The organism is Bacillus sp. Xin1, assembly GCF_013314535.1.
Classification (GTDB): domain Bacteria; phylum Bacillota; class Bacilli; order Bacillales; family Bacillaceae_G; genus Bacillus_A.
The window spans coordinates 83,015-108,341 of the sequence record NZ_JABUAE010000004.1 but is presented as its reverse complement, the minus strand read 5'-3'; the positions used below and the strand labels follow the sequence as shown (position 1 = coordinate 108,341).

The following is a 25,327-nucleotide window of genomic DNA, read 5'->3' as shown; positions in this document are numbered from 1 at the left end:
GCTCGACAAAAACCACCAAAAGACGTGCACATGCTGCACGTCTTTTTCTACGCCTAAAATTTTCGAATTCTTTCACATTTTTTTCAAAGTAATCACACTTTGTCCCGATATATTAAATAAGCATGCAATTTATAAAAGGTAAGATAGGGGATTTAAAATATGAAAAGAAATCGTTCGCTTCACTACATTTTCTGGAGGTGGCATTTTTACGCTGGTCTATTTATTACACCACTTCTCATTACTTTGTCACTCAGTGGAATTGGATATCTATTTCGCGAAGAGGTTGAAAATGTTATTTATAAGGATTTATATTTCGGAAATAGTCAGCAAACAGAATCTCTTTCTATGACTGAGTCCGTTTCACTAACTGAAAACAAATATCCTCACTATAGCGTGACAAAAATTAGCTATTTTGAAAATGATTATAATACAAGGCTGACAATGAAAAATGAATATACAGGCGATCAAAAATATGTGTATTTGGACAAGCATAATCAAATTGTTGGCGATCAGAATGCGAATGAAACGTTCGCAAATATAATGAGAGAATTACACAGTTCACTTCTAGTTGGCGGGACTGTTGTAAACTATTTAGTTGAGTTAGCGGCTTGCTGGACAATTTTCTTAATTGTCACTGGTTTATATATGAGTATAAAACGATTCAAAAACACTCCAATATCAAACGCTAGAGAGAAATCAAAACGACTTCATAGCATAATTGGCATTGTATTTACAATCCCACTCATTCTCTTAGTACTAACAGGATTACCTTGGTCCGGTTTCATGGGAAAACAAATTTATAACATCGCAGCTTCCAATCAATCACTAGGATATCCTAAATTATATATGGCACCACCAGAGTCTAAGGTTGAAGAATTGCCATGGGCGACTAAACACGAAACGCCTCCACAATCAGATGTAGCTAAACGGGGCGCTCTTTCAATCAATGACCTAGAAGAGAAGATTCAAATTGAAAAACCATACGTCATTTCTTTACCGAATGATGCCAAAGGAGTTTTCACCGTTTCAAAATCGAGCGGATCAGGCATTACGGGAATGAACGTGTCACCAAATGAAGAAATCACTGCTTATTTTGATCAATATAGCGGTTCTCTCATTTCAAAAATTGACTATCGTGATTACGGGCTATTTGCACAGTGGTTTTCTTATGGTATTCCTCTTCATGAAGGACATTTATTCGGATGGCCAAATAAAATACTTTGTTTACTAACAACTTTATCCTTGCTATTCCTCATTTATTTCGGAGTTAAAATGTGGCTAGCAAGAAAACCACAAGGCAAGCTAGGGGCACCGCCAAAACAAAAAGATAAGAAAAGCATGTTTGCCTTCATACTTATTATGATAATATTAGGTATTTCCATGCCTTTATTCGGTTTATCTGTTCTTATCATTTTTATAGTCGAGTTTTTACTTTATCTATTCTCTAAAATGCGGGTAAAAAAAATATAGAAAAAAGCATTTGTACAATTCATCTTGTACAAATGCTTTTTATTTATATGAGAGGATAAACATCACTACACGCCATTGGATACTTTCTTTAACAACTGATTTAATACCTTTAACCAACAAGATAGAACAGCAATTATAATGATTATTGAAGCGATAGTTTTCAATGGCTCAAACGGAATATAACTTACAAGCCAATTCCCGCCATAGTATATGAGAAGAAAATCAATGAAAGTTGCTACAGTATAAGAAATAATAACATTTAGACACAAAACGCCCGGTTCCTCTTACGTTAAGGAACCGGGTATTTTGCTTATAAATTGGTTTACACTAACAATTAATCTTATTATTCAACCGACAGAAATATTTTTATACTTCCATCTTTAGAATAAAATTCAAAATCAGTTTTATATGCTCTTTTGATATCGCTGTTCCAAATATCCACCCAAGCGTTGAAGACACCTTTGGGATCCGTATGATCTACTTCTACAACATGGTAGTTACCCGTTGGAATGATAACATTACTTTCATCAGTAAATTTTTCTTCAGTACCGATATGTAAATCATAATTACCTGTAAAATCACTTTCATAATTATTATACACACCATATATGTCACCTTTTAAATTTAAACGAAGAAACTCTTCCCACAGATTAAGTATAGCATCTGTATTTTGATTATTTGTTCTTACTTTCTTTCCGTAAATATGTTTCTCCGCAACTGCTGTATTCATATATACGCCCCCTACTCATTAATAAGGAAAGTATAACATTCATAATATGACAACAGTCTGTCAGCTTTTATAAATATATTCAATTTCATCTCTATATTTATTTTTTAACCATAAGGGTTCTATTATTTTTACATGCCTCCCAAACATCAAGAGAAATGGCAATATATTTTTATTGCTATCATATGGAAAAGTTACTTTTAACTCCCCATCTTCAAGAACCTCTATTTCATCATCAGTAAAGAAGTCATATAATTTCCCAAGTTCACTTTTTGAGAATAATAATATAATCCTCTCTATTTTAGCTATCTTATTCGTTACGTACTCATTTTTCTCAGTATAGGGTGTTCTAGTATTGTCATGTATGATTTCCATACTTCTTATTCTAGTCAATTTAAATAATCTCAAAGCTTTTCTAGATTCGCAAAAGGCTTCTAAATACCAACTACCATTCATAAAATTTAGTTTTAAAGGCTGAATCATTCGACTAGATATATTCGCTGTTTGTGACACATAGGAAATACGGATTTTATTTCCTTCATTAATTACAGACAGTATTTTTTTGATCTTTACTTTTGTTTCTTCTTCTATCGTTTCTCGGTGTAACGTAGATGATGATATTGTGATATTGGAGTGATGCTCTTCTTTATTCTCTTTCAACAGCTCTAATTTTTTTTGTAAAATTAATAATTGATCATTATCAAACAGTTCATTTTTTAATGTTAAACCTTCTAGTAAAAACTTCTTTTCCTCTTCATTAAATGTAAATTTATCTAGTTGATAGTTATCAATTAAAGTAAAGCCACCGTTCTTTCCTAAATAAGAAATAATAGGGATACCAATTGCTGATAAAGCATCTATATCTCGATAGATGGTCCTCTTACTCACTTCAAATCTATTAGCTAATTCTTCAGCAGAAACTATATCTTTTTTCAATAAATAGATAAGTATGGAAAACATTCTTTCTGTTTTCATAGCGTATTTGGCCTCCTATGGGGATAGATAAAGTGAAAATTTAATCAGCCCCAAATAGCAGGCTAAATGAGTAACAGATTTAATTTTCAATATCCAAGATTATTGCTACATACAAAAAGAACAGGATATTGACCAGTTCAATCCCATTTACTTTCATTATTTTACAAAATACTTATACATAGTAAAGAAGACCACTCCTAAAAAGAGTGGTCTCCCCCATCACTGCGCCGTTTTCTTTCGGTACATCTTCCCGTTCCAATAGAAGAAGCGTGAAGTGAAGCCTCCGTATTTCACAATGCGCCGTGCCATTTGCTGCATATTCTTTTGCTCTGATACCTTTTGATCAGATAAATAAATTCCGAGGAGACCACGGCTAATAAGACGATGAAACTTCGCATGCGGTAAATCACCGATATTTCTTTCTGCTTCTTCCACAAAATGCTTCATTCGCTCTAATATGACTTGCTCATTTTCATAATAACTACAGAAATTTAAGTCTCCGCCAATACGATCTTCTTCTTGATCAATGAAATAATCAAGTAAAATATGAAGTCCTTGTACATATGGAAAATAACCTTGCTTAATCTTTGCAATATCTTCATCAAGTAATTCATCATGAAACGCATATGCCACGAGACAAAAGATTCCAAGTGTGGATCCTGCACATGCAGAAAATTCAAACCAGCTCATCGCTGGTACATTTTCTTTATGAGCTTCAAACCATGTTTGCAAGCGTGGTTCTCTCTCTTCTAATTTCACATGCTTATGAATTTGCAAATCACAGTAGTAACAAGCAAGTTCATGAAGGATTGGGGCAATTTTGTCATAATGCTTTGTTTTTCTTAGCACATCTTGGCATGTTGCAACAAGTTCATCTAGATAACCACCATCATCTTGATCATCACGGTAGCGATAGTAATTCGCCCCTTCACTTTCAGGTGTTAGTGCTGTTATCATTGATTCATGCAGTGCGGCAAAATCGTTCGGATCAAGCGATGTACTACGATCACATAAGTTATCTAAGTAGTCACTAATCGTCTGATACGCCACAATAAAACGAATACAATCCTCGCGGTGTTCATTTGCCAGTAACGCTAAAATACCACCGCCCTCGCAATGAAACGTTTTATGTTCAATACTTGCAATTGCCTGATTATGAAGCTCATCATTCGGAATATGGTAGGCACGCTCTTTCCACATCGCTAGCTCATGGTGTACAACCGGAAACACATCACGGTATACTTTCGCCATGAGCGTTATGGGATTACTCGGTACGTTCACTTCTTCCTTCATCTCCTCTATTAAATGTCCAAATCATTATTTATTTGTTTCTATTATGTTATTTACATGTATTTCAGTAAATGCTTTGATATAGCTAAAAATTTCATCTCGCTCATACTCATTTAATAGCTCATGGTAACAATTTGACCATTCCTTATACGCCTTATCACTAACCTTTAAGTTATCAAACCATTTACGGACACGTGTTTTATCTACAAGTTTATCCTCACACGCCTGCATTAGCAAGAGCGGAACATCTGGAAAATCATCAATTTTTTCATGAGCAATCTCAATAGATTTTATCAATTCACTATACCAACGAACAGATACCTTGCGCAAGAACAAAGAATCATTTTCCATTGCATCACGAATTTCTTTATTCCTCGTTGACATTTCTACTGTAAGATTTGTGGGAAATTGAAGTTTTGGCGTGAGAATATTTAACAACTTTGAAGCAGCTCGAAGCGGTGCGGCAGGTGTAGCTAAAACACCTAAGCATGGCGAGCTTAATATAATTCCGTCTATATCTTCTCTCTTCGTTTCTTCCATCATTCGAATCACAATAAGTCCGCCCATACTATGTCCAAATAAAAAAATAGGGAGCCGATATTTCCTTGCTTCTTTCACCCATAATTTTATTTCTTCTATGTATTCATCAAATGAGTCAATATGTCCTCTATTTCTTGAAGTTGTTCCATGAGCGGGAAGATCTCCCATAACAACATGATACCCGAAATGAGTCCACATTTCTGCTAGTGCCTCATAACGTCCATGATATTCCATTGCACCGTGCACAATCACGATTACCGCTTTTGCCTCTTCCGCTTCATAATTCCACATACGAAACTCCTCCATTTCACTCTTTTCTGTAATTTGATACACTAAAACTAGTTTCTAGGAAAGGAAGGCTTTACATGATATATCCTTATAAAGATAAAAATCCGAAAATTGCGAGTAGCGCTTTTATCGCTGACTACGTTACGATTACAGGCGATGTCACAATTGGTGAAGAATCAAGCGTTTGGTTTAATACTGTTATTCGTGGTGATGTCTCACCAACAACCATTGGAAACAGAGTAAATGTGCAAGATCAATGTACACTTCATCAAAGCCCGCAGTACCCCCTTATTTTAGAAGACGATGTGACGGTTGGACATCAAGTAATTTTACATAGCTGCACGATAAAAAAAGATGCTTTAATCGGGATGGGCTCTATCATTTTAGACGGTGCTGAAATTGGCGAAGGTGCATTTATTGGCGCTGGTAGTTTAGTTTCACAAGGAAAGAAAATTCCTCCTAATACACTAGCTTTCGGTCGTCCGGCAAAGGTTATTCGAGAACTAACTGATGAAGATCGAAAAGATATGGAACGTATTCGTAAACAGTATGTTGAAAAAGGACAATACTATAAATCCTTGCAAAAATAGTTCTACTTGCTGCCACCACACTGGCAGCTTTTTTTCGTTAAAACTCTAACATTTTCTTTACAAAACCTTATTATCCCCTCAATAAAATCTTATTAAAATAGAAGATAGCAACTGAATATATATGTAAATGAGGAGGAGAGGTTTCATGAAGGTCAGCTCCTTATATAAAATAGAATGTTACATTTTCAAAGGAATTAACCGCTACTTTGAGCAAAAAACATTAAATATCTTTTTCCGCACCATTACACATATCGGTGGTGCAATCTTTTCCATCGCGCTTGTCGTTTGCTTTCTTATCTTTTCGAAAGGACTTCTACACAATGCCACAATTGCAGCAACTCTTTCATTAGCAATCAGTCATATTCCTGTGCAAATTTTAAAAAGATGGTACCCACGTAAACGGCCTTATTTAACAATTCAAGATGCGAAATACCCATTGCACCCATTACAAGACCATTCATTTCCGTCTGGTCATACAACAGCTATTTTTTCAATTGTCGTTCCATTTATTTGTTATGATACAAGCTTGGCAGCCTTTTTACTTCCATTAGCAATGATTGTAGGAATTTCCCGTATCTATCTTGGTCTTCACTATCCATCAGATGTACTTGTAGGTATGTGCCTTGGCACATGTTCTGGCATCATCTCTTTTTATCAATTCATTCCACCTTTCATATAAAGGAGCGATTAGATGAGAGTCGCCATATTTACTGATACATTTACACCGCAAGTAAACGGCTTGGCAAAAACATTAGATCGTTTGACCTGTTATTTTCAAAAACAAAATATTTCCTATTCCGTATTTGCACCGCAGCATACAGCAGAAGATGACTTCGTAGCCAATGTGAATAAACTAAGAAGTATTCCGCTGAAAATACTATATCCAGAATGCCGATTTGCTTTTCCAACTCCGCGTATTAAGCGAGAGCTTCTTAGCTTTAGACCCGATATCATTCAAGTCGCTACTCCTTTTAACATGGGACTATGCGGCATGTATTACGCAAAAAAATTAAATATCCCTCTCGTCGGTTCTTATCACACTGACTTCGATGCCTACTTGAAGTATTATAAAATTGAATTTTTCTCCAATATGTTATGGAATTATTTAAAATGGTTTCATAGCCATATGCAAAAAAACTTTGTCCCTTCTCTTGAAACATTGCAGCAATTAGCTAAAAAGGAATTTCAAAATTTATATATATGGGCACGGGGAGTAGATGGTTCTCTCTTCCATCCTGCTTACAATAAAGACGTATTCCGAAAAAAATATAATATTACTGCTCCATACATTCTTTCATATGCCGGACGCATCGCCCCTGAAAAAGATATTGAGACGCTTCGCATATTGATTCAAACAACACTTAAAGAACGAACAGATGATATTCATTGGCTTATTGCTGGAGATGGCCCCCTTGCCAAAGAATTACGTGAAACCGTGCCAACAACTAACGTGACCTTTACAGGATATTTACAAGGGCAAAACTTAGCAGAAGCTTATGCATGCTCTGATCTAATGGTATTCCCATCGACCACCGAAACATTTGGCAATGTCGTACTTGAATCACTCGCATGCGGCACCCCAGTAATTGGTGCAAATTCTGGCGGGGTAAAAAATATTATTATAGATGGAAAAACAGGTTCTCTCTGTGAACCGAAAAACACGGAATCATTTTTATTATCGATTTATCAATTATTAAATAATGATGAACTGCGGAAACAAATGAGCATAGCCGCTAGAACGTATGCTGCTAAACAAAGCTGGGATGAGATTCTTCATACATTGCTCTTACAGTATGAAGAAGTCTTTCATCAAAATAACTCGGAATTGCTGGCATAAGAAAAAGGAGCTAATCGGCTCCTTTTTCATTACATAATCTTCCATACTCTTCCTTCGTATTCACATTCGTAAACCATTCCCGTTGCACATTCACTTCTTCTTCCAGCACGTATTTCACCTTACACTGCGATAACAATTGTCCCATGCTTCGTTTCTCTTCCTCTAGCAGCGTATACATTCTCTCTTTCAAACTGTAGTGATATGCGCCTAATAATGGCTGCTTTCTTCCATCAATAACCGGAATAATCGCTTCATATTCATCACTGATTTGTCCGATTAATTCGGTAATCCACTCATTTGAAAGATTTGGTGTATCACAAGGGGAAATGATATACCACTTCGCTTCAAGATATTCCATACCTGATGCAATTCCAGCAAGCGGTCCTTTTCCTCTATAAACAGCAAGATCTTCTGTAACAGGAACTTGCACTAACCGAGCTACGCCTTCTTTTATATCAGCATGACTAATTACAACTACGTTCTCTAAAACATTCTGCATCCTGTTCACGATATGTTCGATAAACGTATGTCCTTGCCAACTCACCAATGCTTTCGGCTCACCAAAGCGTCTTGACATACCACCTGCTAATACAATCCCTGCTAGTTCCTTCATTGGCGATGCAGCTCAAATGTAATGTGTCCAAGCTCTGGCAAAATCAATTTATTCATCGCAAGGCGAACCGCTCCGCTAGAACCTGGCATTGAAAATACAACTTTCCTTCCAATAGTACCGCCAATCGCTCGGCTTAACATCGCAGCACTTCCGATATCTTCTAAATAACTAATCATGCGAAACAACTCACCAAATCCAACGATTTCTTTATCTAATAATGACGAAACTGCCTCAATCGTAACATCACGCTTCGTAATGCCTGTTCCTCCATTTGTTAAGACAACATCAACATCCTCTTGGTGATAGCCAGATAATACAGCCTGTCTAATCTCTTCTTTATCATCTTTTACAATTTCATAAGCCATTACCGTATGTCCTGCTTCTACTAATAATTCTTTTAATAATTGGCCGCTCTTATCTGTCTCTTCTGTACGTGTATCAGAGACCGTAACAATTTTGCAGCGCACTTTTTTTGGCGCTTGTTTTTTATGCTCTATAACGCTCATTTTTATTCGCTCCTTCTTATGAACTACTCATCATTTTATCATATCGGATAGAAAATCTATCAAATATGAAGTACATCACATTTACATAATTATGTAGTGAATGACTAAAACATCGTGATACAATATTCGTATACATAACCATAAAAAGGAAGGTGTATTCATGGAGCATTATCAAAAACTCACAACTGTATTTATCCTTCTATTTGCCGCTTCTATTAGCGCTGGTATGGCTTTAAAAGATGCCGTCCCATACTCAGCAATCGGTGGGTGGGGATTTGGGACACTCTTCTTACTTTGCAGTGCATTTTGTGCTGGAAAAGCACGTCAAAAGAAAGGCTGATAAATTTAATTCCACAATTATGTACAATCAAATTAGCCAAGATATATTTAAATAAAGTTCAAGATTAACTTTTCCAAAACATATGTTAACACGCCTAATAAAAAAAGCTTTGCGCCTTCGCGCAAAGCTTTTTCTTCTTATATTATAGACTAGCTTGCTCTTTTAAAGCTGCTGCTTTGTCTGTACGTTCCCATGAAAGGTCTACATCAGTACGTCCGAAGTGGCCGTAAGCTGCTGTTTGTTTGTAAATTGGGCGACGTAAGTCTAACATTTTGATAATGCCAGCTGGGCGAAGATCGAAGTTGTTACGAACTAGTTCTACTAGTACTTCTTCAGATACTTTACCAGTGCCGAATGTATCAACTGAAATTGATACTGGTTGTGCTACACCGATTGCGTATGCAAGTTGTACTTCTGCTTTGTCAGCAAGACCAGCTGCTACGATGTTTTTCGCAACATAACGAGCTGCGTATGCCGCAGAACGGTCAACTTTTGTTGCATCTTTACCAGAGAATGCACCGCCGCCGTGACGAGCGTATCCACCGTAAGTATCAACGATAATTTTACGTCCTGTTAAACCAGCATCCCCTTGTGGTCCACCGATTACGAAGCGGCCAGTTGGGTTAATGAAGAATTTTGTTTCCTCATCCATTAATTCTGCTGGTACGACAGCTTTGATTACATGCTCTTTTAAGTCACGATCGATTTGTTCCCACGTAGCTTCTGGGTGATGCTGCGTTGAAATTACAATTGTATCGATGCGTACTGGTTTACCATTTTCATCATACTCAACTGTAACTTGCGTTTTACCGTCTGGACGTAAATATTCTAATGTTTCATCTTTACGTACTTCCGTTAAACGACGAGCTAATTTGTGAGCAAGTGAGATTGGAAGTGGCATTAATTCTTTTGTTTCATTACATGCGAAACCAAACATTAAACCTTGGTCCCCTGCACCGATTGCCTCAATCTCAGCGTCAGTCATTTGACCTTCACGTGCTTCTAATGCTTGGTCAACACCCATAGCGATGTCAGCAGATTGCTCATCGATAGATGTTAAAACTGCACAAGTTTCTGCATCGAATCCGTATTTTGCACGAGTATAACCGATTCCTTGGATTGTTTCACGAACGATTTTTGGAATATCTACATAAGTAGAAGTCGTAATTTCCCCCGCTACCAATACTAAACCAGTTGTTACTGTTGTTTCGCAAGCTACACGTGCGTTTGCGTCTTTTGCTAAGATCGCGTCTAAAATTGAATCAGAAATTTGGTCACAAATTTTATCTGGATGTCCTTCAGTTACAGACTCAGATGTGAACAGATGACGTTGTTTTGTCATGTGGTAAACCTCCCTACAGTAATTGTATATATTGTACGGAACTCATCCTTAATTTGCCACAAACTGCGACATTCATTTATTCTCCCACACAAGCATAAAGAAAAACCTTTCCTATTTATAGAGAAAAGGTTTAATTTGCTACTTGCATACTGCTTTTTGCCCTTCGCTCTTATCGTTCGAGACCTTTCGCCTCGCACAGGTTTTAGCACCTATTCACTTGTTTTTACCAATACAAGTGAGGTTGCCGGGCTTCATCGGGCCTGTCCCTCCGCCAGCTCGGGATAAGAGAGTATCCGTCCCAACCTATACTAAAGAAATGATATTCATTTGTCAATTAATATTCACATATTCCTACAAGTTTTTCGCATTTCTCCCCGCATTAACGGGCAGTAATATCCCACCCCCAAAAAATTTAGAAAGAACAAAGAAGATATATGTAATAAATGCCTGTAAATGCCCGATTGGTGAGGGCTAACCATCCGTGAAAAACATACGGATGGAAGTTTCACTTTATGTCGAACAAAATATTAATAGGAAAATTATACATTCACACAAACAAAAATAAATAAATAGTATACATTATTTATATGATTGTGTTATACTCTTGGTGGGGATTACGAGAAATATTTCATTAAAATGAAAAGGATGGTATATAAATATGAGTACTGTGAATGTCCAAATTGGATTACACGAATTACTGAACGGAAGCAATGCACAGGTTCAACTAAGCGTTCCACAATTAGTGGAAAAAGTACTAATGAGAAATGAAGGAAAATTAACTTCTACTGGTGCCGTCTCTGCTTCTACAGGAAAGTATACAGGACGTTCTCCTAAAGATAAATTTATTGTGAAAGAAGCATCGGTTGCAGATAAGATTGCTTGGGGATCTGTAAACCAACCGATTTCTGAAGAACATTTTAATAAATTATATACAAAAGTATTAGAATACTTAAAGGAAAAAGACGAATTATTCGTATTTAAAGGATTCGCTGGTGCTGATCGCAACTATCGTCTTCCATTACAAGTTATTAACGAATATGCATGGCACAATTTATTTGTACATCAATTATTTATTCGTCCAACTGAAGAAGAATTAGCAAATCATGAATCTGAATTCACAATTGTTTCTGCACCAAACTTTAAAGCAGATCCAGAGATTGACGGCACAAACTCTGAAGCATTTATCATGGTTTCATTTGAAAAACGCATCGTATTAATCGGTGGTACGGAATACGCTGGAGAAATGAAAAAATCAATCTTCTCTATCATGAACTTCTTACTTCCAGAACAAGATATTTTATCTATGCACTGCTCTGCAAACGTAGGTGAAGAAGGCGATGTTGCTTTATTCTTCGGTTTATCTGGAACAGGTAAAACAACGCTATCTGCTGATCCACACCGCAAATTAATTGGTGACGATGAACACGGTTGGTCTGATAATGGCGTATTCAATATTGAAGGCGGTTGCTACGCGAAATGTATTAACCTTTCTCATGAAAAAGAGCCACAAATTTTTGATGCAATTACATTTGGATCAGTGCTTGAGAATGTTGTAATTGATAATCAAACACGTATTGCAGATTATAATGATACTACATTAACAGAAAATACACGTGCTGCATACCCAATTGATGCGATTGATAATATCGTAGTACCAAGTGTTGCAGGACATCCAAATACAATTATTTTCTTAACTGCTGATGCATCTGGAGTATTACCTCCAATCAGTAAATTAAATAAAGAGCAAGCTATGTACCATTTCTTAAGCGGTTACACTAGTAAATTAGCTGGAACTGAGCGCGGCGTAACATCTCCGCAAGCAACATTCTCAACTTGCTTCGGTTCTCCATTCTTACCACTTGATGCATCTCGCTATGCTGAAATGCTTGGTGAAAAGATTGAAAAACATGATGCGAAAGTATTCTTAGTAAACACTGGCTGGACTGGCGGCGAATACGGCGTTGGAAAACGTATGAACTTAGGTTACACTCGCGCAATGGTACAATCAGCATTAAACGGCGAGCTTGATAAAGCTGAAACAGCGAAACATGACATCTTCGGTCTTGAAGTACCACATCATGTACCAGGTGTACCTGATGAAGTATTAATGCCTGAACAAACATGGGCTGATAAAGCAGCTTACAAAGCAAAAGCAATCGAACTTGCAAATGAATTCAAAGAAAACTTCAAAAAGTTCGAGAACGTTTCTGAAGATATTATCAAATTGGGCGGTCCAATCGCTTAATTTAAACCTTTACTGTCTGAATGACCTTTACTCATATGAATAAGCATGTTGTAACCTAAAAGGATCGCGTACTCACCGACAAAACCCATGCGACTTTGCTGGTTACACATACTTACAATAAAAAAGAAGCTTACGATAAAAACGTAAGCTTCTTTCTTTTACTTTCGTGGTACTCCTAATGCAAACTTCCTACCCACTTGCTCCCTTTGTTTTCACACACGGCATGGGGCAAAAAAAGGCACTGACCGCTTCTACACATCGTCGGACGCTCTCTCCCTACTCAAAAAGTCAAAAAGAAAAGGGGTTTACCAACGATTCAATTTATATATTTTGATTTCCAAACTTATAAATCAAGGCCTTGCAAACAAAAGCAGATTCCTCTCTCACTTGCTCCTTTTGTTTTCACATGGCATGGGGCGAAATAGGGCACTGACCGCTTCTATCCATGGCCGGACGCTCTCTCCTCACCTAAAAGAAAAGTTTTTTTATTTATTTCCTCGCATCTTTCATGCTGTAATACCCTAAATTAATAACAATTAAGAAATAACCACCCATAATCCCAACAGCAAACGCCCACATAACCATATGGTGTTCAATCTCATACATAATAATTGCACCGAGAATTGCCGCTGCAAAGCGATTAATCATACCAAGTGTTGGTGCTTTACTCTTTTTTACAATACTATCTCCAAGCTTTTCGATACGTCTTCCTAAAATCCAAACACAATACATACTAACGAGTAAACCAATCCCTACACCTAAAAAGTGAGCAGAAAAAGGTGTCATCGCCCACCCTAATAACATTGCGCCTAGCAAATAATACATTTGAATTTTAAATGACCTTAGTGACATACTAATCATGTAGTTCTCCTTTATCATCTTATTTACATATCATCAGACTTTACCCCGCTATTTGCGGGCAGTAAGTCTCCCACCTCAAAATTCAGCAAAAACAACGAAGCTAGGTAGGGGATCAACTGCCCGTAAATGCCCGATTGGCGAGGGCTGATAATCAGTGGGAATCAATCCTCCCCACTGATTAAAGTTTCACTTTATCTGTTATATTCAAAGAAAAACAACATAAACACTACACTTATGTTGTTAAAATATTTTTCAGAAATAATATTATACAAGATTTCTAGTTTGAGGGCAGGCGCAATTTATGACTTTTTTTCAAACATTTTTTCATAGATTTACAAAAAAGTGATATCAATCTATAAACATATGGATATGATGTATATATACACGTTTTAGTTTTTCAACATATAAACCACGGTCTCGGAAACATAAAGAGCCCTCTACTCGTTCCCTCTTTCTGTTCTCACATGACATGGGGACGAAAAATGGCACTGACCGCTTCTATCCATGAGAGGATTCTCTCTCCCATCTAAAAAGAAAGCTTTTAATATCTTTTAAAGGAGGCCTCCCATGATTTATTTTTTAATGGCTCTCATCCACCTCATTATCCCTGCACTTATAGGACTCTCGTTATATTGGTACACAAAAAAACATAGCATTTTCTATGCTGTCCTCGGTGTCCTTCTCCCTGGTATTATTCTCATTGCGCTGTTTCGCATACCTTTTCTCAACTTACTTCCACTTATTACTGCTATTTTGTTCCTTATATTTCTGCCCAAAATAAAAAAATAGGAAAGCAGATCATAACTGACCTGTTTTCCTATTTTGATATATGTTCTGGCGCAATTGACTGCGTTTCAAACTTTTCAGATTTCACAAACCATAAACCGAGAAAAATAATCCCTCCGCCGATTATTTGTTGCAGCGAAATATATTCCTTCGCCCATACCGCTGCAAATATAACTGCAACAAATGGCGTAATATACATATACACCATTGTATGAGAGGCTCCAATTTTTTGAACTCCAATATACCACATAACTAAGCCAAATACTGTGACAAAGAAAATAGAATACAATAGCGCAAACCATGTCATTCCTTGTTCAATTTGAAACGGCAATGAAAAAATATGCCATCCGCTTAGTATAGCGAGTGGAATCGCTCCAACAACTGCTGACCATGCAGTTACGCGAAGTGCTGAATATTTTCTAATCAGTGGTCCTGCTAAAACTGGATAGAGCCCCCAGCATATCGATGTAATGAGTCCAATTCCATTCCCATAAAAAGAACCAGCAAGTGAATGCCCAGCTAATAAAACAAGGGCCGCACCGATGCAAGCTATCATAGAACCAACTAACTTCCGCTGGGAAAACTTCTCTTGTTTCAAAAAAATCGCAAACATTGTTGTGAAAATAGGTGAAATAGAAATGAGTAAGGAAGCGTTCGTAGCGGATGTATATTTGATGGTCTCCATAAATAATGTTTGATACAGCACGATTCCCACCACACTAACTACAATAAGCCTTGGTATATCCCTTAATTCCATATGCAATGACTTTTCAATATAAAATGTAAGTAATAATAATAGCGGTGCTGCTGCAATCATACGGAGCGCAGTAAACTCAATTGCTGTAAATTCTACGAGTCCGTATTTTCCAATTGTATAATTAACACCCCAAATAATAACAACACTTAAAAGTAATAATTCAATTCCCCATCTTCTCATACGTATCCCCTCCGCACAGAAGATTATACAGAAAATTCAATCATATGTACATTTCATTACATGAAAAATTTCATAAGAAAAAGGAGCACACAATTTGCTCCCTCTGAATGAATTATACTCGAATATGAAGTTTCATATTTGGATTATAAAATTGACTTGGACTTTTCAGTTGAAAATGTCCTCCTGATTCATGCAGAGCAACGGTCAACTTATCATCCATAAAAACAAGCTTCGTACGATCCGCAATAAACTGTAATTTATTTGACTCAATATCTACATCACTTTCATCTTTCTCTGATACAGCTACTAAATCAATAATGCCACTCATCACGCAGCCGCATCCTTCATTATCATAAAATAATTTTATAAAGTTCGCTTCACTTGGAATCGTATCCATAATCTTTTTATATGCTGCATCTGTTACAGTAACGTACATTCAATAGTCCTCCTACCTCTTTACATAAAGTGAAACTTTAATCAGTGGGGGTTTTCTCCATCCCCCACTGATTATTAGTTGAACCAATCGGGCTTTTACGGGCATTTTATCTCCCACCTAACTTCTTTGCTTTCGCCGAATTTTGAGGTGGGAGTATTACTGCCCGTTAATGCGGGATAATTCTTATATTGTACCATTGTTTTTAAGAATTCCATCCATTTGTTGTATACAGAAAATTACGACCACTATACAATGTACACATCTACCTATCAATAGGCTGCGTTTTTCTAGACTTTAATATGAAATATTACATATCATTTCTTGATACTTTATATGATATAATCCTAAAGAAATCTGTTAGTAATCCTTCTTCATGCAAATTGCTAACTTGAAAACTTAAGGACTACTAGACCCCTAATAATATGTAAGACTTATGACATCAAAAAAGAGAAAATTCGTTTCGCGAACGGATTTTCTCTTTTTATTTTATTCCGAAATTGGGAGCACAATCTCAACCGTAGTCCCAACTCCAACTTCACTCTCAAATTGTATTTTGCCTTGATGTTCTTCAATAATCTTATATGTAACCATTAATCCTAAGCCAGTTCCATCGTCTTTCGTTGTATAAAATGCTTCGCTCAGTTTAGGAATTTTGTCTTTCGGTATGCCACAGCCTTCATCTTTAATTCGAATAATCATCACATCTTTTACAGCTGCTACCTGAATGATAATAATTCCACCAGCATGCATCGATTCAATCGCATTTTTTATTACATTTAAAAATACTTGTTTTAAACGTTTTTCATTACATGTTATATTTGGTAACTCACCTTTATAAATGGTATGTATTTTAATTCCTCGTTCCGAAGCAGGCTGTCCCATAATTCTTACCACGTATGAAAGAATGTCTTTTATATTATGATTCTCGCATTCCATTGGCTTAGAATTTCCTAGCTCCACAAGTTCGGTGGCAATTGTATCGATTCTTTCGATTTCTTGCTCCATAATGTCACAATATACTTTATCCTCAGGATACTTTTCTTGTTGTTTGCTAACAAAGCTTTTCAATAGCATTAGTGGATTACGCATTTTAAACCCGATAACCGTCGCCATTCTTCCAATTACAGTCATCTTCTCTGACTTTTGCAATTCCTTATGCATCATCTCAATTGTGCGTATATAAGATTGGAATCTCAATAAAATTATCCATCCTATAATGGAAAATAAGCTACAAAGAACAATGGGAATGAGAACAATAAAAGAATTTACGACGAATCCCATTAAAGCATACTTTACGATTGTTCCTCCCGTTACTAACCAAAAATAGCGTTTGTTCACAAAGAGTGGTGCAAAAAGGAAGAAAAATCCCTCTACTATATTCCCTGCATCAAACTCTAAATCTGTTCCATAGTAAATGATAAAATTATGAATGAAATCTAATACATTGTATCCTATGAAAATAATATATTTCACAGCATATGGATTCTGTCGCTTCGCCACATATATTCCCACAAACACCAATATAACCATGAGAATATACAACCATATCCCTAAACCCCTTTCTAGAATTGGAGCCCCATCTCCTCCCCCTTCTAGCTTAGGCATAATATAATAATATGCAACATCATAAATAAAAAAAGTCGTAAAGAATAAACTTAAAAACAGCTTTAACGTTCGGATCTCTTCCCTAGTTAATCTATAAACACTGTTCATGTAGTAACTCCTCTATTCACAATAGATATACTTCACCCATCTTGCCTTCTATATCAATTCATTTTGATTTTCCAGCATATACACTGTGGCTATGAAAACAAAAGGAAATATCTACTCATTTTCTCCCTTTGTTTTCACTTGGCATGGGGCTAAAACAAGCACTGACCGTTTCTATGCATGGTCGGATTCTCTCTCCCACCTAAAAAGAAAGGGTTTATGTCGTTTTCTTGTTCTTATACAGGTAAAATAATATCTACTTTTGTTCCTACGTTTCTTTTACTCGTAATATGTATTTGTCCATTATGTTCTTCAATAATTTTACAAGCCACAGTAAGACCTAATCCTATACCACCTTTCTTTGTTGTATAGAAAGCCTCTGTTATACGCTGTAAATTCTCTTCCTGCACGCCACACCCATTATCTACAATACTTACGATTACACCATCTTCATTTCTTTTGTTTATATGTATCTGAAGTGTTCCGGCATGTTCCATCGCTTCAATTGCGTTCTTTATTATGTATAGAAATACTCCTTTTAATTTACGATGATCACAATCTATTTTTATTTGATCAGGTGCGACATCATAAGTGAGATACAGCTGTTTCCTCTTGATTTCTGCACTCATTTCTTTCAAGGCATTTGATACAATTTCTTCTATTAAATAACTATTGTAGGTAGAAGGCTTACAAGTTGCCATTATCATCAGTTCACTGATCATATTGTTTATATGCTCAATTTCATCAATCATCTGTTCATACACTTTATCCTCTATATATTTCTCTTTCTGCAATTGTGTAAATCCCCTTAATGATGAAAGTGGATTTTTAATTTCATGTCCAACAGACGCTGCCATTTTCCCAATAACTGCGAGCTTTTCAGACTCTCGTTTTTCTATCATTACATTGTTTACAGCAGAAAGGTACTGTAAAAATCGATTCAATAAGAGGTACGTTACAAATAATAAAAGACTATACATAACCAACGGCATAAATGCCCCTTTTTTTCCCAGGACCAAAAACAAACTATATTTTCCCATTAAAATCAAAAATAGCCACAGTACATATCTTTTACTCATAAAAAATGGCACAAATAAAATAAAAACAAATTCAAGTATATTCCCATCATTAAATGCTACTTTATTGTGAATTGCATACCAACACAAATTAAAACTTTCCGAAAACATATAAGCTATTAAACATATGTACTTAACACGATATGCCTGTTCTCTTTTTATCAGATACATACTGCATACGATTAAGCAAGCTCCATACAAAAACTTTGGAACTTGACCATCTAATCTTATAAGTGGTACAGAATCTCCTAGTATAATAGAATAAACTATTTCATATATAACCCATACAATACTCAATACCCATAAAAAGAAGCAGGCATTTTTCTTTTCTTCTTGAAATGATATAAAGTTTTCTTTCACTTTAACACTTCCCCAAACCCCATATACTTTCGTTATATGATTACTAACACACATTATTATAATAAACGACAATATACATTTGCGATACTTTTTCTCTTTTATTTGGCACAGCAATCCGATTGATTCGTCATTTCGTAATCATAAAAAATATGAAAAATAATACTTATAGTATGGGAGTGTGCATATTAAGAATAGAATATGTAAAAATCGGTTAACGGGAGGCTGAACAATGTTTGTTAAAGTCGAAAAAGATGTACATATCTTTATACAGGATATGAACCCCGGTCCTGACAGTAAGCCAATTTTTTTCGTCCATGGTTGGCCGTTAAATCATCAAATGTTTCAATATCAATTTAACGTATTACCACAACATGGGTTCCGTTGTATCGCTATGGATATACGAGGGAATGGACAATCTGATAAACCTTGGACCGGTTATTCCTACGACCGCTTAGCTGATGACATTGCGATTGTGTTAGACGCCCTTCAAATAGAAAATGCTACTTTAGTTGGTTTTTCTGTCGGCGGTGCCCTTTCAATTCGATACATGTCTCGCTATAACGGAAGACATATTTCAAAATTAGCACTAATAGATGCTGTTTCCCCTTCTTTTGTTAAAAATCAAAATTCTCCTTACGGTGTTTCTAAGGAACAAGCTGATACCCTTTTAATCAAATGTATATGAATCTACCTAAATTTCTTAACGATGTTTCCTTATCATTCTTCAATCGAAACCTAGGTTCCGCTACGTTAGACTGGTTTTCCTACCTCGGACTGCAATCCGCTTCCTATGCTCTTATTAAAATCCTTCAAGCCGCTGCGAACGAAGATGTAATAAAAGATTTAGATCAAATTCATGTTCCAACAATGATATTCCACGGAGTTCATGATCAACTCATTCCTTTCAAAAGTGCTGAGCTTACGCAGCAACGAATTAGAGGCTCTAAGTTATATCCACTTACTAACAGTGGTCATGGAGCACCTATTGATCAAGCAAACGAGCTTAATCAGGCACTTTTACAGTTCTTAAACACGTAATGAACAATTCCAATAAAGTGAATCTTTAATCAATAGAGGTTTTCTTCATCCCCCACCTAGCTTAGAGAGTCTTACTGCCCATTAATGCGTGAAACGAAAGACAATAGATTCTTGTTTTTATGTCGCTATTACCGAATCGCCGATATATTTCATTTATCATTTTGCACGAACATCCTCTTCTGCAATATTTCATTAAGTTTCCTTACAATCGTTCATTTCCTCCATGACCTAAAAAAGTATATATCTTCGCCCAATCCTCCATAATAAACCATATGAAACACAACAAGAGAAAAGGTGAATGTATGGATTCTTTTCATAAACGGCTACGAGGGAAACAATCTTTTTCTACGCAGAAACAAGCTGACAATGTATTAAACAGTATGATTTTTTCTTTACACTTTGGATGCCATTGTTATTATTGATTCCACTTAAAGATGGTCATTTGATATAAACATGAAAAAAGATACGGTGAAATTAACTGCACTTATTACGAAACAGCCAGAGAAAGATTTTAATGACTTAATCCATAAGGTACAAAGACAAAAGCTTGACCCATTCGGGTTTGGCGATTATGCACGTGCCTTTCAATATAAGCAATGGAAATAAATTGAAAATGAATGGCCAAATACGTTCTCAAAAGCAAATGTTAAAGTAACACCCACTTTGAAAATTCTAGAAAGTGGAATTATTGAATGAGGAGTGTAATAAACACTTCAAAACATAAAACTACCATCAGTAGGAGATGGGGAACCTCCTACTGATGGTAGTTACTCTCGCTGAATTTATATCAACTGCTTTTCGAAGAATTCCCTTTCAATTTCACTCGTATCAAATTTAAAAACAATAGCTATCCCTAAAAACAAAGAAAATAAATGTAAAAACCAATCTTTATTGTTGTTTCTTGTCGCTAAACATTTAAATATTTCCTGAAATTGTATTCTCTCATCCGCCGTAACAATTGGCTTTGCCCCAAAATATTTTAAAACGAAATCAAATTCAAGGTGAACTGCTAGTACGAACATATCATGTAACATTTCCGTATAATCGCCCATATCTTTTTTGTTATACAAGTTGATGAGGTTTTTATGTATTTTGGAAACAAGTAATTCTGTATCAACCTCTGTTACCTTTATCATTTCTATCATTTTTTTTATGTCCATAACAGCTCCTCCTTAACTGTATATACAATTAAATATCTTTATTAAAGGCTAGGGTTTCATATGTAAACCCTAGCCTTATCATTTCCATTCTAAAATATAAGTCCATTGTTATTCAAAATCATAGATAATAATTATCCCTGAATAGGTTTGTCAAATACATAAATAGTCATCGCTGTATCTGTTTCTATATCAATATCTGTAAAAATATTTACAACTTTCGCCTCTGTTATCTCCTCAATTTTTTTCAAAACTAAAGGATTCTTATAAATCTGTTTTACTAACTTCGTTCGTGCTTCATGAACGACTCGTTGCCCTTCTGGTGAACCCATCATAAAATGTTCCACATTCGTCAGATTGCCTTTCATCTCACTAATAACCCAAGAGCCTACAAAACGAGTTGTAATTTCTTTTGGGCCATTTCCAATATATTCTTTGCGTATTTCACGAAGTAACATATTGAATTGATGTTCCACATTTTTTTCATTTTATTTCTCCTATCTGATCCTTTAATCCTTTTTAGCGTCTGCGTGCGGTAAGATTATATAACTTATTGTAAGTACAAAAATTACGATAGATAACCAGAAATTTTGAATTGGTTCTCCGTTATTTACTATTATAAATCTAATGGTAGCTGTAATCCCAATGTATAGAAGGTATCGTAATGGAAAATGGTAATCTTCTTTGAAATATCGTACAATCATAGAAATAAAACCGAAATATAAGAAAAATATTAGTATTTTACCAAAAATCTCATGAATATTCCCATTACCCCCAAAGATATCATTTAAAATGTAATAAAGTTCTCTAAAATGATTATTTTATCAGTTCTAATACTTCTCTTCTCGTACAATTCCCGACTTATTTCTTACAAGAGAAAATTATAGTTATTTAAATTCTTGATAAATAACTTATCTGTAGTCAAAATAATGAAAGTGTGAACAAATTCCCACCTATCAATTTTATAATTCACATAATTTTCAATAATATATCACCGAAAATGCTATCATGTGCTATATACTAAACGTGTCAGGTTAAAGTAGAACTCCCCGTTCTTTATGTTTGAGCTGTTTTGTCTAGTTATACCCCCGTTATTCAATATAAACCGAAAAAAGAACTTGTAGCGTATCTACAAGTTCTTTTTTTGTTACAATCAATCTACTAAATAATAAAAAAATATTTTTATACCATGAAATACATCCAATTATGAATTCACTGCTTTTGCTACAAGCGCAGCATATGCTTCTGCACCTGCTTTTGTTAAATGTACGCCATCTGGTTCAAAGTATGCTTTATTTCCGGCACTTGCTGCATACCAATCGACTAGCGTCACATTTTGGTAAGCAGATGCTACTTCTTTTAATTTCTCATTCACTAATGATTCCCATGGACGCGGTACCCTCGTATTGACTAATATAATTTTACGTTCATTCCCAATCAATTGCACTAATGATACTAATTGATCCTTTGTAAAGGCTCCATTTGTACCTAATCCAATAATGACATGATTTCCTAGATTCCCTTGATTCTTTAGCTGTTCCACCGCTGGAATTGCTTTAGACAATTGTCGACCAATCTTTGCGTCAATCGTAATATTAGGAAATGTATTTTTTAAATACGGAGCGATATCAATCATAATAGAATCACCTACAGCTGTAACTGTTTGAGGCTCCTTAGTCTGTGTAGTAGCTTCTTGTTGTTCTTTATTTGGAGGTTGTTCTTCAGCTGGTTTTTCTCGAATTGCCACTGGGTGTTTCGGTTTTTCTTTTTGTTCCGTTTGTACTACTTCAGTTTTACCTTGTTGAGGATTATCCTTTGCTTGACTAGCTGTCGATAATCCAAATACAGCTATGGTAGAAATGAATAATGCACCTACTATAGCTAACTTACCACTTAATGCTAAGTTTCTCATGCTCCAGTTCTTCGAGCCAATATTCTTCAATGCTCCTCGCCTGATTGGATCCTCAATAAACTTCCACGAAATTTGTGCAACAACTATAATAAGAAGAAATTGAAGAAGGGCTCGTGTAAACGAAAACTCTCCAGCATTTATTTTTGGGGTCGTTAATGTAATAATCGGATAATGCCAAAGATATATTCCATACGATCGTACCCCCATCCAGCGCAGTGGTCTAAAACGTAAAAATTGAGCAATTCGGCTAGCTGGATGAGCAAGGTTCGCTACTAACAGAGCAGTAGCAAGCGATAAAAGAACCATTCCCCCGCGATATAGAAACGGATCATATTGATTCGTCTTCCAAAACATAACGAGAATGATGATAAGAGCAATCCCTCCAACTATGTCAAGAACGAGACGTGCTTTTGGAATAATTTTATTCGCAAGCCTACTGCTTGGCCAAATTAAGGCAAGTGCTGCTCCAATCAATAAGGAAAAAGCTCTCGTATCAGTACCATAATAAATTCTACTCGGATCAGCTCCAGGTTCATACAAAATTGCCATCGCTAATGCAGACATGGCTGCCCCTAGAACGACGAATAAAATGATACGTGATTTCTTTTTTATGTAATAAAATGCAAGGCTAATGATAAATGGCCACACTACATAGAACTGTTCTTCAACAGCTAATGACCAAAAATGATTGAGCGGTGAAAGTTGATTAAAACTCTCAAAGTATGATAATTTGTGATAAATATACCACCAGTTACTGAAATACAATAAAGCTGCTAGTGAATCCCCTCGCATCTTTCCTAGCAAAGAACTATGGAAAATTGTAATCCACGCTAATACAACTACAAGCATGACAAGCATGCCAGGAAGTAATCTCCTTGCCCTACGGAGCCAGAAATTCCTCAAGTCAATTCTCTTATTTCTCTGCCATTCTATCGCCAGAATATCCGTTATTAAATAACCAGAAAGTACAAAGAATACCGTAACTCCTAAAAATCCTCCAGGCATCCAATTAAAATTGATGTGATACAAAATAACACCTAGTATAGCTAGGCCCCTTAGACTGTCCAATCCAACCATATAGCGACTATTTTTCTTTAATGGTTCGGGCATCTAGCAGTCACCCCCATGTTTCTCTAAAAATTCTGTAAATACACACAACATACAACTCTATCAATTGTATCCCCCAAAAAATAGGAGCCCAATCAAAATATTACAAAACTGTTTAATAAACTCTCTCTTTTTTTATGATTACATACACAGTAACTAAAATTTTATCACGTTATCTAACTACATAAAATAGTTTCATGAATAAACTTTAATGTAAAAAAAGAGGTTATCCTAAAAAATTAATTTCAGGATAACCTCTTTTTTATTAACCGACACTTTGAAATCTATCAATTTGTCCATCTTGTACTCTAATCACAAATAAAAATCTATTCCTATACTTGCTATTTTTCATTAAGATTTATTAATCAAATCCTTTTTAGACCTAGCGCTCATACTCGATATCTATACTTATTAAGCCAATTTTTTAATACCAAAAAAAATCATCTTCAACAATACATATAAAGATTTACATTAATAGGAACTTGAGTTAAAATGAAAAACAAACACAGAACATACGTTCCTTGTTTTTGTTGTACCCTTATATAATTTTACCCAATATACAAAGGAGGAATTTCAAAGTGCCACTTCTTGCATTACAGCTATACGACTATAACGTATGGGCGAATAAACAAATTTTCAATCGATTAAATGAACTTCCACAGAATATTTATCATAAAAACATTCAAAGTGTTTTTCCCTCTATATCTAACGCATTGGCTCATATTTACCTGTCCGATCTTGGCTGGCTAGATGTTTTCTCTGGAAAAAGTATGAATCATGCATTGAGATTAGCTGAACAATTGAAAGAACAAACAGAAGCAAAAGGAATCAAGGAAATGGAGGCAATGTTCGCTGAGTTGGCTGAACGATATAAGATATTCCTTAATAAACAAGAAAATATAACAAAGACTCTTATAATTGAACATCCATCTGGTGACCTAATGAAAACTAGCGTCTCTGAATTGGTACCACATGTTGTAAATCACGGAACATATCATCGTGGTAATATCACTGCTATGTTACGACAACTAGGTTACTCTTCTGTTATGACGGATTATGGCTTTTATTTATATTTAAAACAAAAATAGCTTATTTAAATACACTTCCCAGTTTTAGTAAAATAATATGAGAAATGCTATCCTTCTTCTTAAAATATACAAAAAGGATGGCATTTCTTTTAGTGC

At 35.6% G+C, this 25,327-nt stretch carries 24 protein-coding genes, 2 pseudogenes and 1 riboswitch; of the genes and pseudogenes, 10 read left to right on the top strand and 16 right to left on the bottom strand.

Translation table 11 applies throughout. From position 1 onward, the window contains the following. The first annotated feature begins 159 nt into the window (after positions 1-159). Positions 160-1,470 (top strand): PepSY-associated TM helix domain-containing protein, encoded by a 1,311-nt coding sequence (locus HRG09_RS07240; RefSeq protein WP_174100138.1) that lies wholly within the window; start codon positions 160-162, stop codon positions 1,468-1,470. Between the two features lie 343 nt (positions 1,471-1,813). On the opposite strand, the gene HRG09_RS07235 is transcribed toward HRG09_RS07240, so the two are convergent. The 4 genes from HRG09_RS07235 to HRG09_RS07220 form a co-directional block, all read right to left on the bottom strand. Beyond that, positions 1,814-2,200, bottom strand: coding sequence for a GyrI-like domain-containing protein (locus HRG09_RS07235; RefSeq protein ID WP_174100137.1), 387 nt, complete (start codon positions 2,198-2,200; stop codon positions 1,814-1,816). A 60-nt stretch (positions 2,201-2,260) separates the two neighbouring features. Further along, on the bottom strand, positions 2,261-3,172 hold the full coding sequence (locus HRG09_RS07230) for a helix-turn-helix transcriptional regulator (protein WP_174100136.1): 912 nt from the start codon (positions 3,170-3,172) through the stop codon (positions 2,261-2,263). 219 nt (positions 3,173-3,391) lie between these two features. After that, positions 3,392-4,453, bottom strand: coding sequence for a tetraprenyl-beta-curcumene synthase family protein (locus HRG09_RS07225; RefSeq protein WP_174100135.1), 1,062 nt, complete (start codon positions 4,451-4,453; stop codon positions 3,392-3,394). Between the two features lie 36 nt (positions 4,454-4,489). Further along, positions 4,490-5,293, bottom strand: coding sequence for an alpha/beta hydrolase (locus tag HRG09_RS07220; RefSeq protein WP_174100134.1), 804 nt, complete (start codon positions 5,291-5,293; stop codon positions 4,490-4,492). A 74-nt stretch (positions 5,294-5,367) separates the two neighbouring features. On the opposite strand from HRG09_RS07220, the gene HRG09_RS07215 reads away from it, so the two are divergent. The 3 genes from HRG09_RS07215 (at position 5,368) to HRG09_RS07205 (ending at position 7,717) form a co-directional block, all read left to right on the top strand. Beyond that, positions 5,368-5,880: a gamma carbonic anhydrase gene (locus tag HRG09_RS07215; protein ID WP_174100133.1), complete on the top strand. Its 513-nt coding sequence runs from the start codon at positions 5,368-5,370 to the stop codon at positions 5,878-5,880. Between the two features lie 145 nt (positions 5,881-6,025). After that, entirely contained in the window at positions 6,026-6,559 is a 534-nt protein-coding gene (locus HRG09_RS07210) for a phosphatase PAP2 family protein (protein WP_174100132.1), read from the top strand. Between the two features lie 12 nt (positions 6,560-6,571). Then, positions 6,572-7,717: a glycosyltransferase family 4 protein gene (locus tag HRG09_RS07205; RefSeq protein WP_174100131.1), complete on the top strand. Its 1,146-nt coding sequence runs from the start codon at positions 6,572-6,574 to the stop codon at positions 7,715-7,717. A gap of 10 nt (positions 7,718-7,727) precedes the next feature. On the opposite strand, the gene HRG09_RS07200 is transcribed toward HRG09_RS07205, so the two are convergent. Continuing rightward, entirely contained in the window at positions 7,728-8,330 is a 603-nt protein-coding gene (locus tag HRG09_RS07200) for a molybdenum cofactor guanylyltransferase (protein WP_174100130.1), read from the bottom strand. Further along, entirely contained in the window at positions 8,327-8,836 is a 510-nt protein-coding gene (locus HRG09_RS07195) for a MogA/MoaB family molybdenum cofactor biosynthesis protein (RefSeq protein ID WP_174100129.1), read from the bottom strand. The genes HRG09_RS07200 and HRG09_RS07195 overlap by 4 nt, the downstream gene beginning before the upstream one ends. A 160-nt stretch (positions 8,837-8,996) precedes the next feature. Here HRG09_RS07195 and HRG09_RS07190 point away from each other — a divergent pair, with 160 nt between their 5' ends. Continuing rightward, the gene (locus HRG09_RS07190) at positions 8,997-9,176 is read left to right on the top strand and encodes a hypothetical protein (protein ID WP_174100128.1); all 180 of its coding nucleotides are present in this window, start codon (positions 8,997-8,999) and stop codon (positions 9,174-9,176) included. A 142-nt stretch (positions 9,177-9,318) separates the two neighbouring features. Here the strand turns inward: HRG09_RS07190 and metK are convergent, their stop codons facing one another. Then, a complete protein-coding gene (gene metK, locus HRG09_RS07185) occupies positions 9,319-10,518 on the bottom strand; it encodes a methionine adenosyltransferase (protein WP_174100127.1) in 1,200 nt (399 codons plus the stop codon). Positions 10,519-10,684: 166 nt separating this feature from the next. Continuing rightward, positions 10,685-10,806, bottom strand: a riboswitch (SAM riboswitch). A 370-nt stretch (positions 10,807-11,176) separates the two neighbouring features. Between metK and pckA the strand changes: the two genes are divergently transcribed. Then, positions 11,177-12,763 carry a phosphoenolpyruvate carboxykinase (ATP) gene (gene pckA / locus HRG09_RS07180; protein ID WP_174100126.1) on the top strand — a complete coding sequence of 529 codons (1,587 nt, stop codon included), beginning with the start codon at positions 11,177-11,179 and terminating at the stop codon, positions 12,761-12,763. A gap of 489 nt (positions 12,764-13,252) precedes the next feature. Here the strand turns inward: pckA and HRG09_RS07175 are convergent, their stop codons facing one another. Beyond that, positions 13,253-13,624 carry an ATP synthase subunit I gene (locus tag HRG09_RS07175; protein WP_016116757.1) on the bottom strand — a complete coding sequence of 124 codons (372 nt, stop codon included), beginning with the start codon at positions 13,622-13,624 and terminating at the stop codon, positions 13,253-13,255. A 567-nt stretch (positions 13,625-14,191) separates the two neighbouring features. Between HRG09_RS07175 and HRG09_RS07170 the strand changes: the two genes are divergently transcribed. Beyond that, positions 14,192-14,413, top strand: a complete 222-nt coding sequence (locus HRG09_RS07170; protein ID WP_174100125.1) for a hypothetical protein — start codon at positions 14,192-14,194, stop codon at positions 14,411-14,413. Between the two features lie 28 nt (positions 14,414-14,441). On the opposite strand, the gene HRG09_RS07165 is transcribed toward HRG09_RS07170, so the two are convergent. From HRG09_RS07165 to HRG09_RS07150, 4 genes are all read right to left on the bottom strand, one after another. Continuing rightward, positions 14,442-15,347, bottom strand: coding sequence for a DMT family transporter (locus HRG09_RS07165; RefSeq protein WP_174100124.1), 906 nt, complete (start codon positions 15,345-15,347; stop codon positions 14,442-14,444). 112 nt (positions 15,348-15,459) lie between these two features. Next, positions 15,460-15,783: an iron-sulfur cluster biosynthesis family protein gene (locus HRG09_RS07160; RefSeq protein ID WP_174100123.1), complete on the bottom strand. Its 324-nt coding sequence runs from the start codon at positions 15,781-15,783 to the stop codon at positions 15,460-15,462. A 486-nt stretch (positions 15,784-16,269) separates the two neighbouring features. Next, positions 16,270-17,496: an ATP-binding protein gene (locus tag HRG09_RS07155; protein ID WP_174100122.1), complete on the bottom strand. Its 1,227-nt coding sequence runs from the start codon at positions 17,494-17,496 to the stop codon at positions 16,270-16,272. Between the two features lie 233 nt (positions 17,497-17,729). Then, on the bottom strand, positions 17,730-18,929 hold the full coding sequence (locus tag HRG09_RS07150; protein WP_174100121.1) for an ATP-binding protein: 1,200 nt from the start codon (positions 18,927-18,929) through the stop codon (positions 17,730-17,732). A gap of 229 nt (positions 18,930-19,158) precedes the next feature. On the opposite strand from HRG09_RS07150, the pseudogene HRG09_RS07145 reads away from it, so the two are divergent. Together HRG09_RS07145 and HRG09_RS07140 are read left to right on the top strand one after the other, a co-directional pair. After that, a pseudogene (locus tag HRG09_RS07145) lies at positions 19,159-19,967 on the top strand (alpha/beta fold hydrolase). A 459-nt stretch (positions 19,968-20,426) separates the two neighbouring features. Beyond that, positions 20,427-20,663, top strand: a pseudogene (locus HRG09_RS07140) (Ger(x)C family spore germination C-terminal domain-containing protein); the annotation flags it as partial. A gap of 86 nt (positions 20,664-20,749) precedes the next feature. Here HRG09_RS07140 and HRG09_RS07135 read toward each other — a convergent pair. The 4 genes from HRG09_RS07135 to HRG09_RS07120 all read right to left on the bottom strand — a co-directional run bounded on the left by HRG09_RS07135 (position 20,750) and on the right by HRG09_RS07120 (position 24,146). Continuing rightward, positions 20,750-21,127 (bottom strand): nucleoside triphosphate pyrophosphohydrolase family protein, encoded by a 378-nt coding sequence (locus HRG09_RS07135; RefSeq protein ID WP_174100120.1) that lies wholly within the window; start codon positions 21,125-21,127, stop codon positions 20,750-20,752. 131 nt (positions 21,128-21,258) lie between these two features. Next, positions 21,259-21,600 (bottom strand): Na-translocating system protein MpsC family protein, encoded by a 342-nt coding sequence (locus tag HRG09_RS07130; RefSeq protein ID WP_309232029.1) that lies wholly within the window; start codon positions 21,598-21,600, stop codon positions 21,259-21,261. Between the two features lie 33 nt (positions 21,601-21,633). Further along, positions 21,634-21,876, bottom strand: a complete 243-nt coding sequence (locus HRG09_RS07125) for a phosphate-starvation-inducible protein PsiE (RefSeq protein ID WP_483862106.1) — start codon at positions 21,874-21,876, stop codon at positions 21,634-21,636. 452 nt (positions 21,877-22,328) lie between these two features. Next, positions 22,329-24,146, bottom strand: a complete 1,818-nt coding sequence (locus HRG09_RS07120; RefSeq protein ID WP_174100119.1) for an acyltransferase family protein — start codon at positions 24,144-24,146, stop codon at positions 22,329-22,331. Positions 24,147-24,721: 575 nt separating this feature from the next. Between HRG09_RS07120 and HRG09_RS07115 the strand changes: the two genes are divergently transcribed. Next, on the top strand, positions 24,722-25,231 hold the full coding sequence (locus tag HRG09_RS07115) for a DinB family protein (protein WP_174100118.1): 510 nt from the start codon (positions 24,722-24,724) through the stop codon (positions 25,229-25,231). Positions 25,232-25,327 lie beyond the last annotated feature (96 nt).

Bases quoted from the DNA above. Each gene is read 5' to 3' on its own strand.
- HRG09_RS07240 (WP_174100138.1), top strand. From the start codon at position 160: ATGAAAAGAAATCGTTCGCTTCACTACATTTTCTGGAGGTGGCATTTT.
- HRG09_RS07235 (WP_174100137.1), bottom strand. From the start codon at position 2,200: ATGAATACAGCAGTTGCGGAGAAACATATTTACGGAAAGAAAGTAAGA.
- HRG09_RS07230 (WP_174100136.1), bottom strand. From the start codon at position 3,172: ATGAAAACAGAAAGAATGTTTTCCATACTTATCTATTTATTGAAAAAA.
- HRG09_RS07220 (WP_174100134.1), bottom strand. From the start codon at position 5,293: ATGTGGAATTATGAAGCGGAAGAGGCAAAAGCGGTAATCGTGATTGTG.
- HRG09_RS07215 (WP_174100133.1), top strand. From the start codon at position 5,368: ATGATATATCCTTATAAAGATAAAAATCCGAAAATTGCGAGTAGCGCT.
- HRG09_RS07210 (WP_174100132.1), top strand. From the start codon at position 6,026: ATGAAGGTCAGCTCCTTATATAAAATAGAATGTTACATTTTCAAAGGA.
- HRG09_RS07205 (WP_174100131.1), top strand. From the start codon at position 6,572: ATGAGAGTCGCCATATTTACTGATACATTTACACCGCAAGTAAACGGC.
- HRG09_RS07200 (WP_174100130.1), bottom strand. From the start codon at position 8,330: ATGAAGGAACTAGCAGGGATTGTATTAGCAGGTGGTATGTCAAGACGC.
- HRG09_RS07195 (WP_174100129.1), bottom strand. From the start codon at position 8,836: ATGAGCGTTATAGAGCATAAAAAACAAGCGCCAAAAAAAGTGCGCTGC.
- HRG09_RS07190 (WP_174100128.1), top strand. From the start codon at position 8,997: ATGGAGCATTATCAAAAACTCACAACTGTATTTATCCTTCTATTTGCC.
- metK (WP_174100127.1), bottom strand. From the start codon at position 10,518: ATGACAAAACAACGTCATCTGTTCACATCTGAGTCTGTAACTGAAGGA.
- pckA (WP_174100126.1), top strand. From the start codon at position 11,177: ATGAGTACTGTGAATGTCCAAATTGGATTACACGAATTACTGAACGGA.
- HRG09_RS07175 (WP_016116757.1), bottom strand. From the start codon at position 13,624: ATGATTAGTATGTCACTAAGGTCATTTAAAATTCAAATGTATTATTTG.
- HRG09_RS07170 (WP_174100125.1), top strand. From the start codon at position 14,192: ATGATTTATTTTTTAATGGCTCTCATCCACCTCATTATCCCTGCACTT.
- HRG09_RS07165 (WP_174100124.1), bottom strand. From the start codon at position 15,347: ATGAGAAGATGGGGAATTGAATTATTACTTTTAAGTGTTGTTATTATT.
- HRG09_RS07160 (WP_174100123.1), bottom strand. From the start codon at position 15,783: ATGTACGTTACTGTAACAGATGCAGCATATAAAAAGATTATGGATACG.
- HRG09_RS07155 (WP_174100122.1), bottom strand. From the start codon at position 17,496: ATGAACAGTGTTTATAGATTAACTAGGGAAGAGATCCGAACGTTAAAG.
- HRG09_RS07135 (WP_174100120.1), bottom strand. From the start codon at position 21,127: ATGGACATAAAAAAAATGATAGAAATGATAAAGGTAACAGAGGTTGAT.
- HRG09_RS07120 (WP_174100119.1), bottom strand. From the start codon at position 24,146: ATGCCCGAACCATTAAAGAAAAATAGTCGCTATATGGTTGGATTGGAC.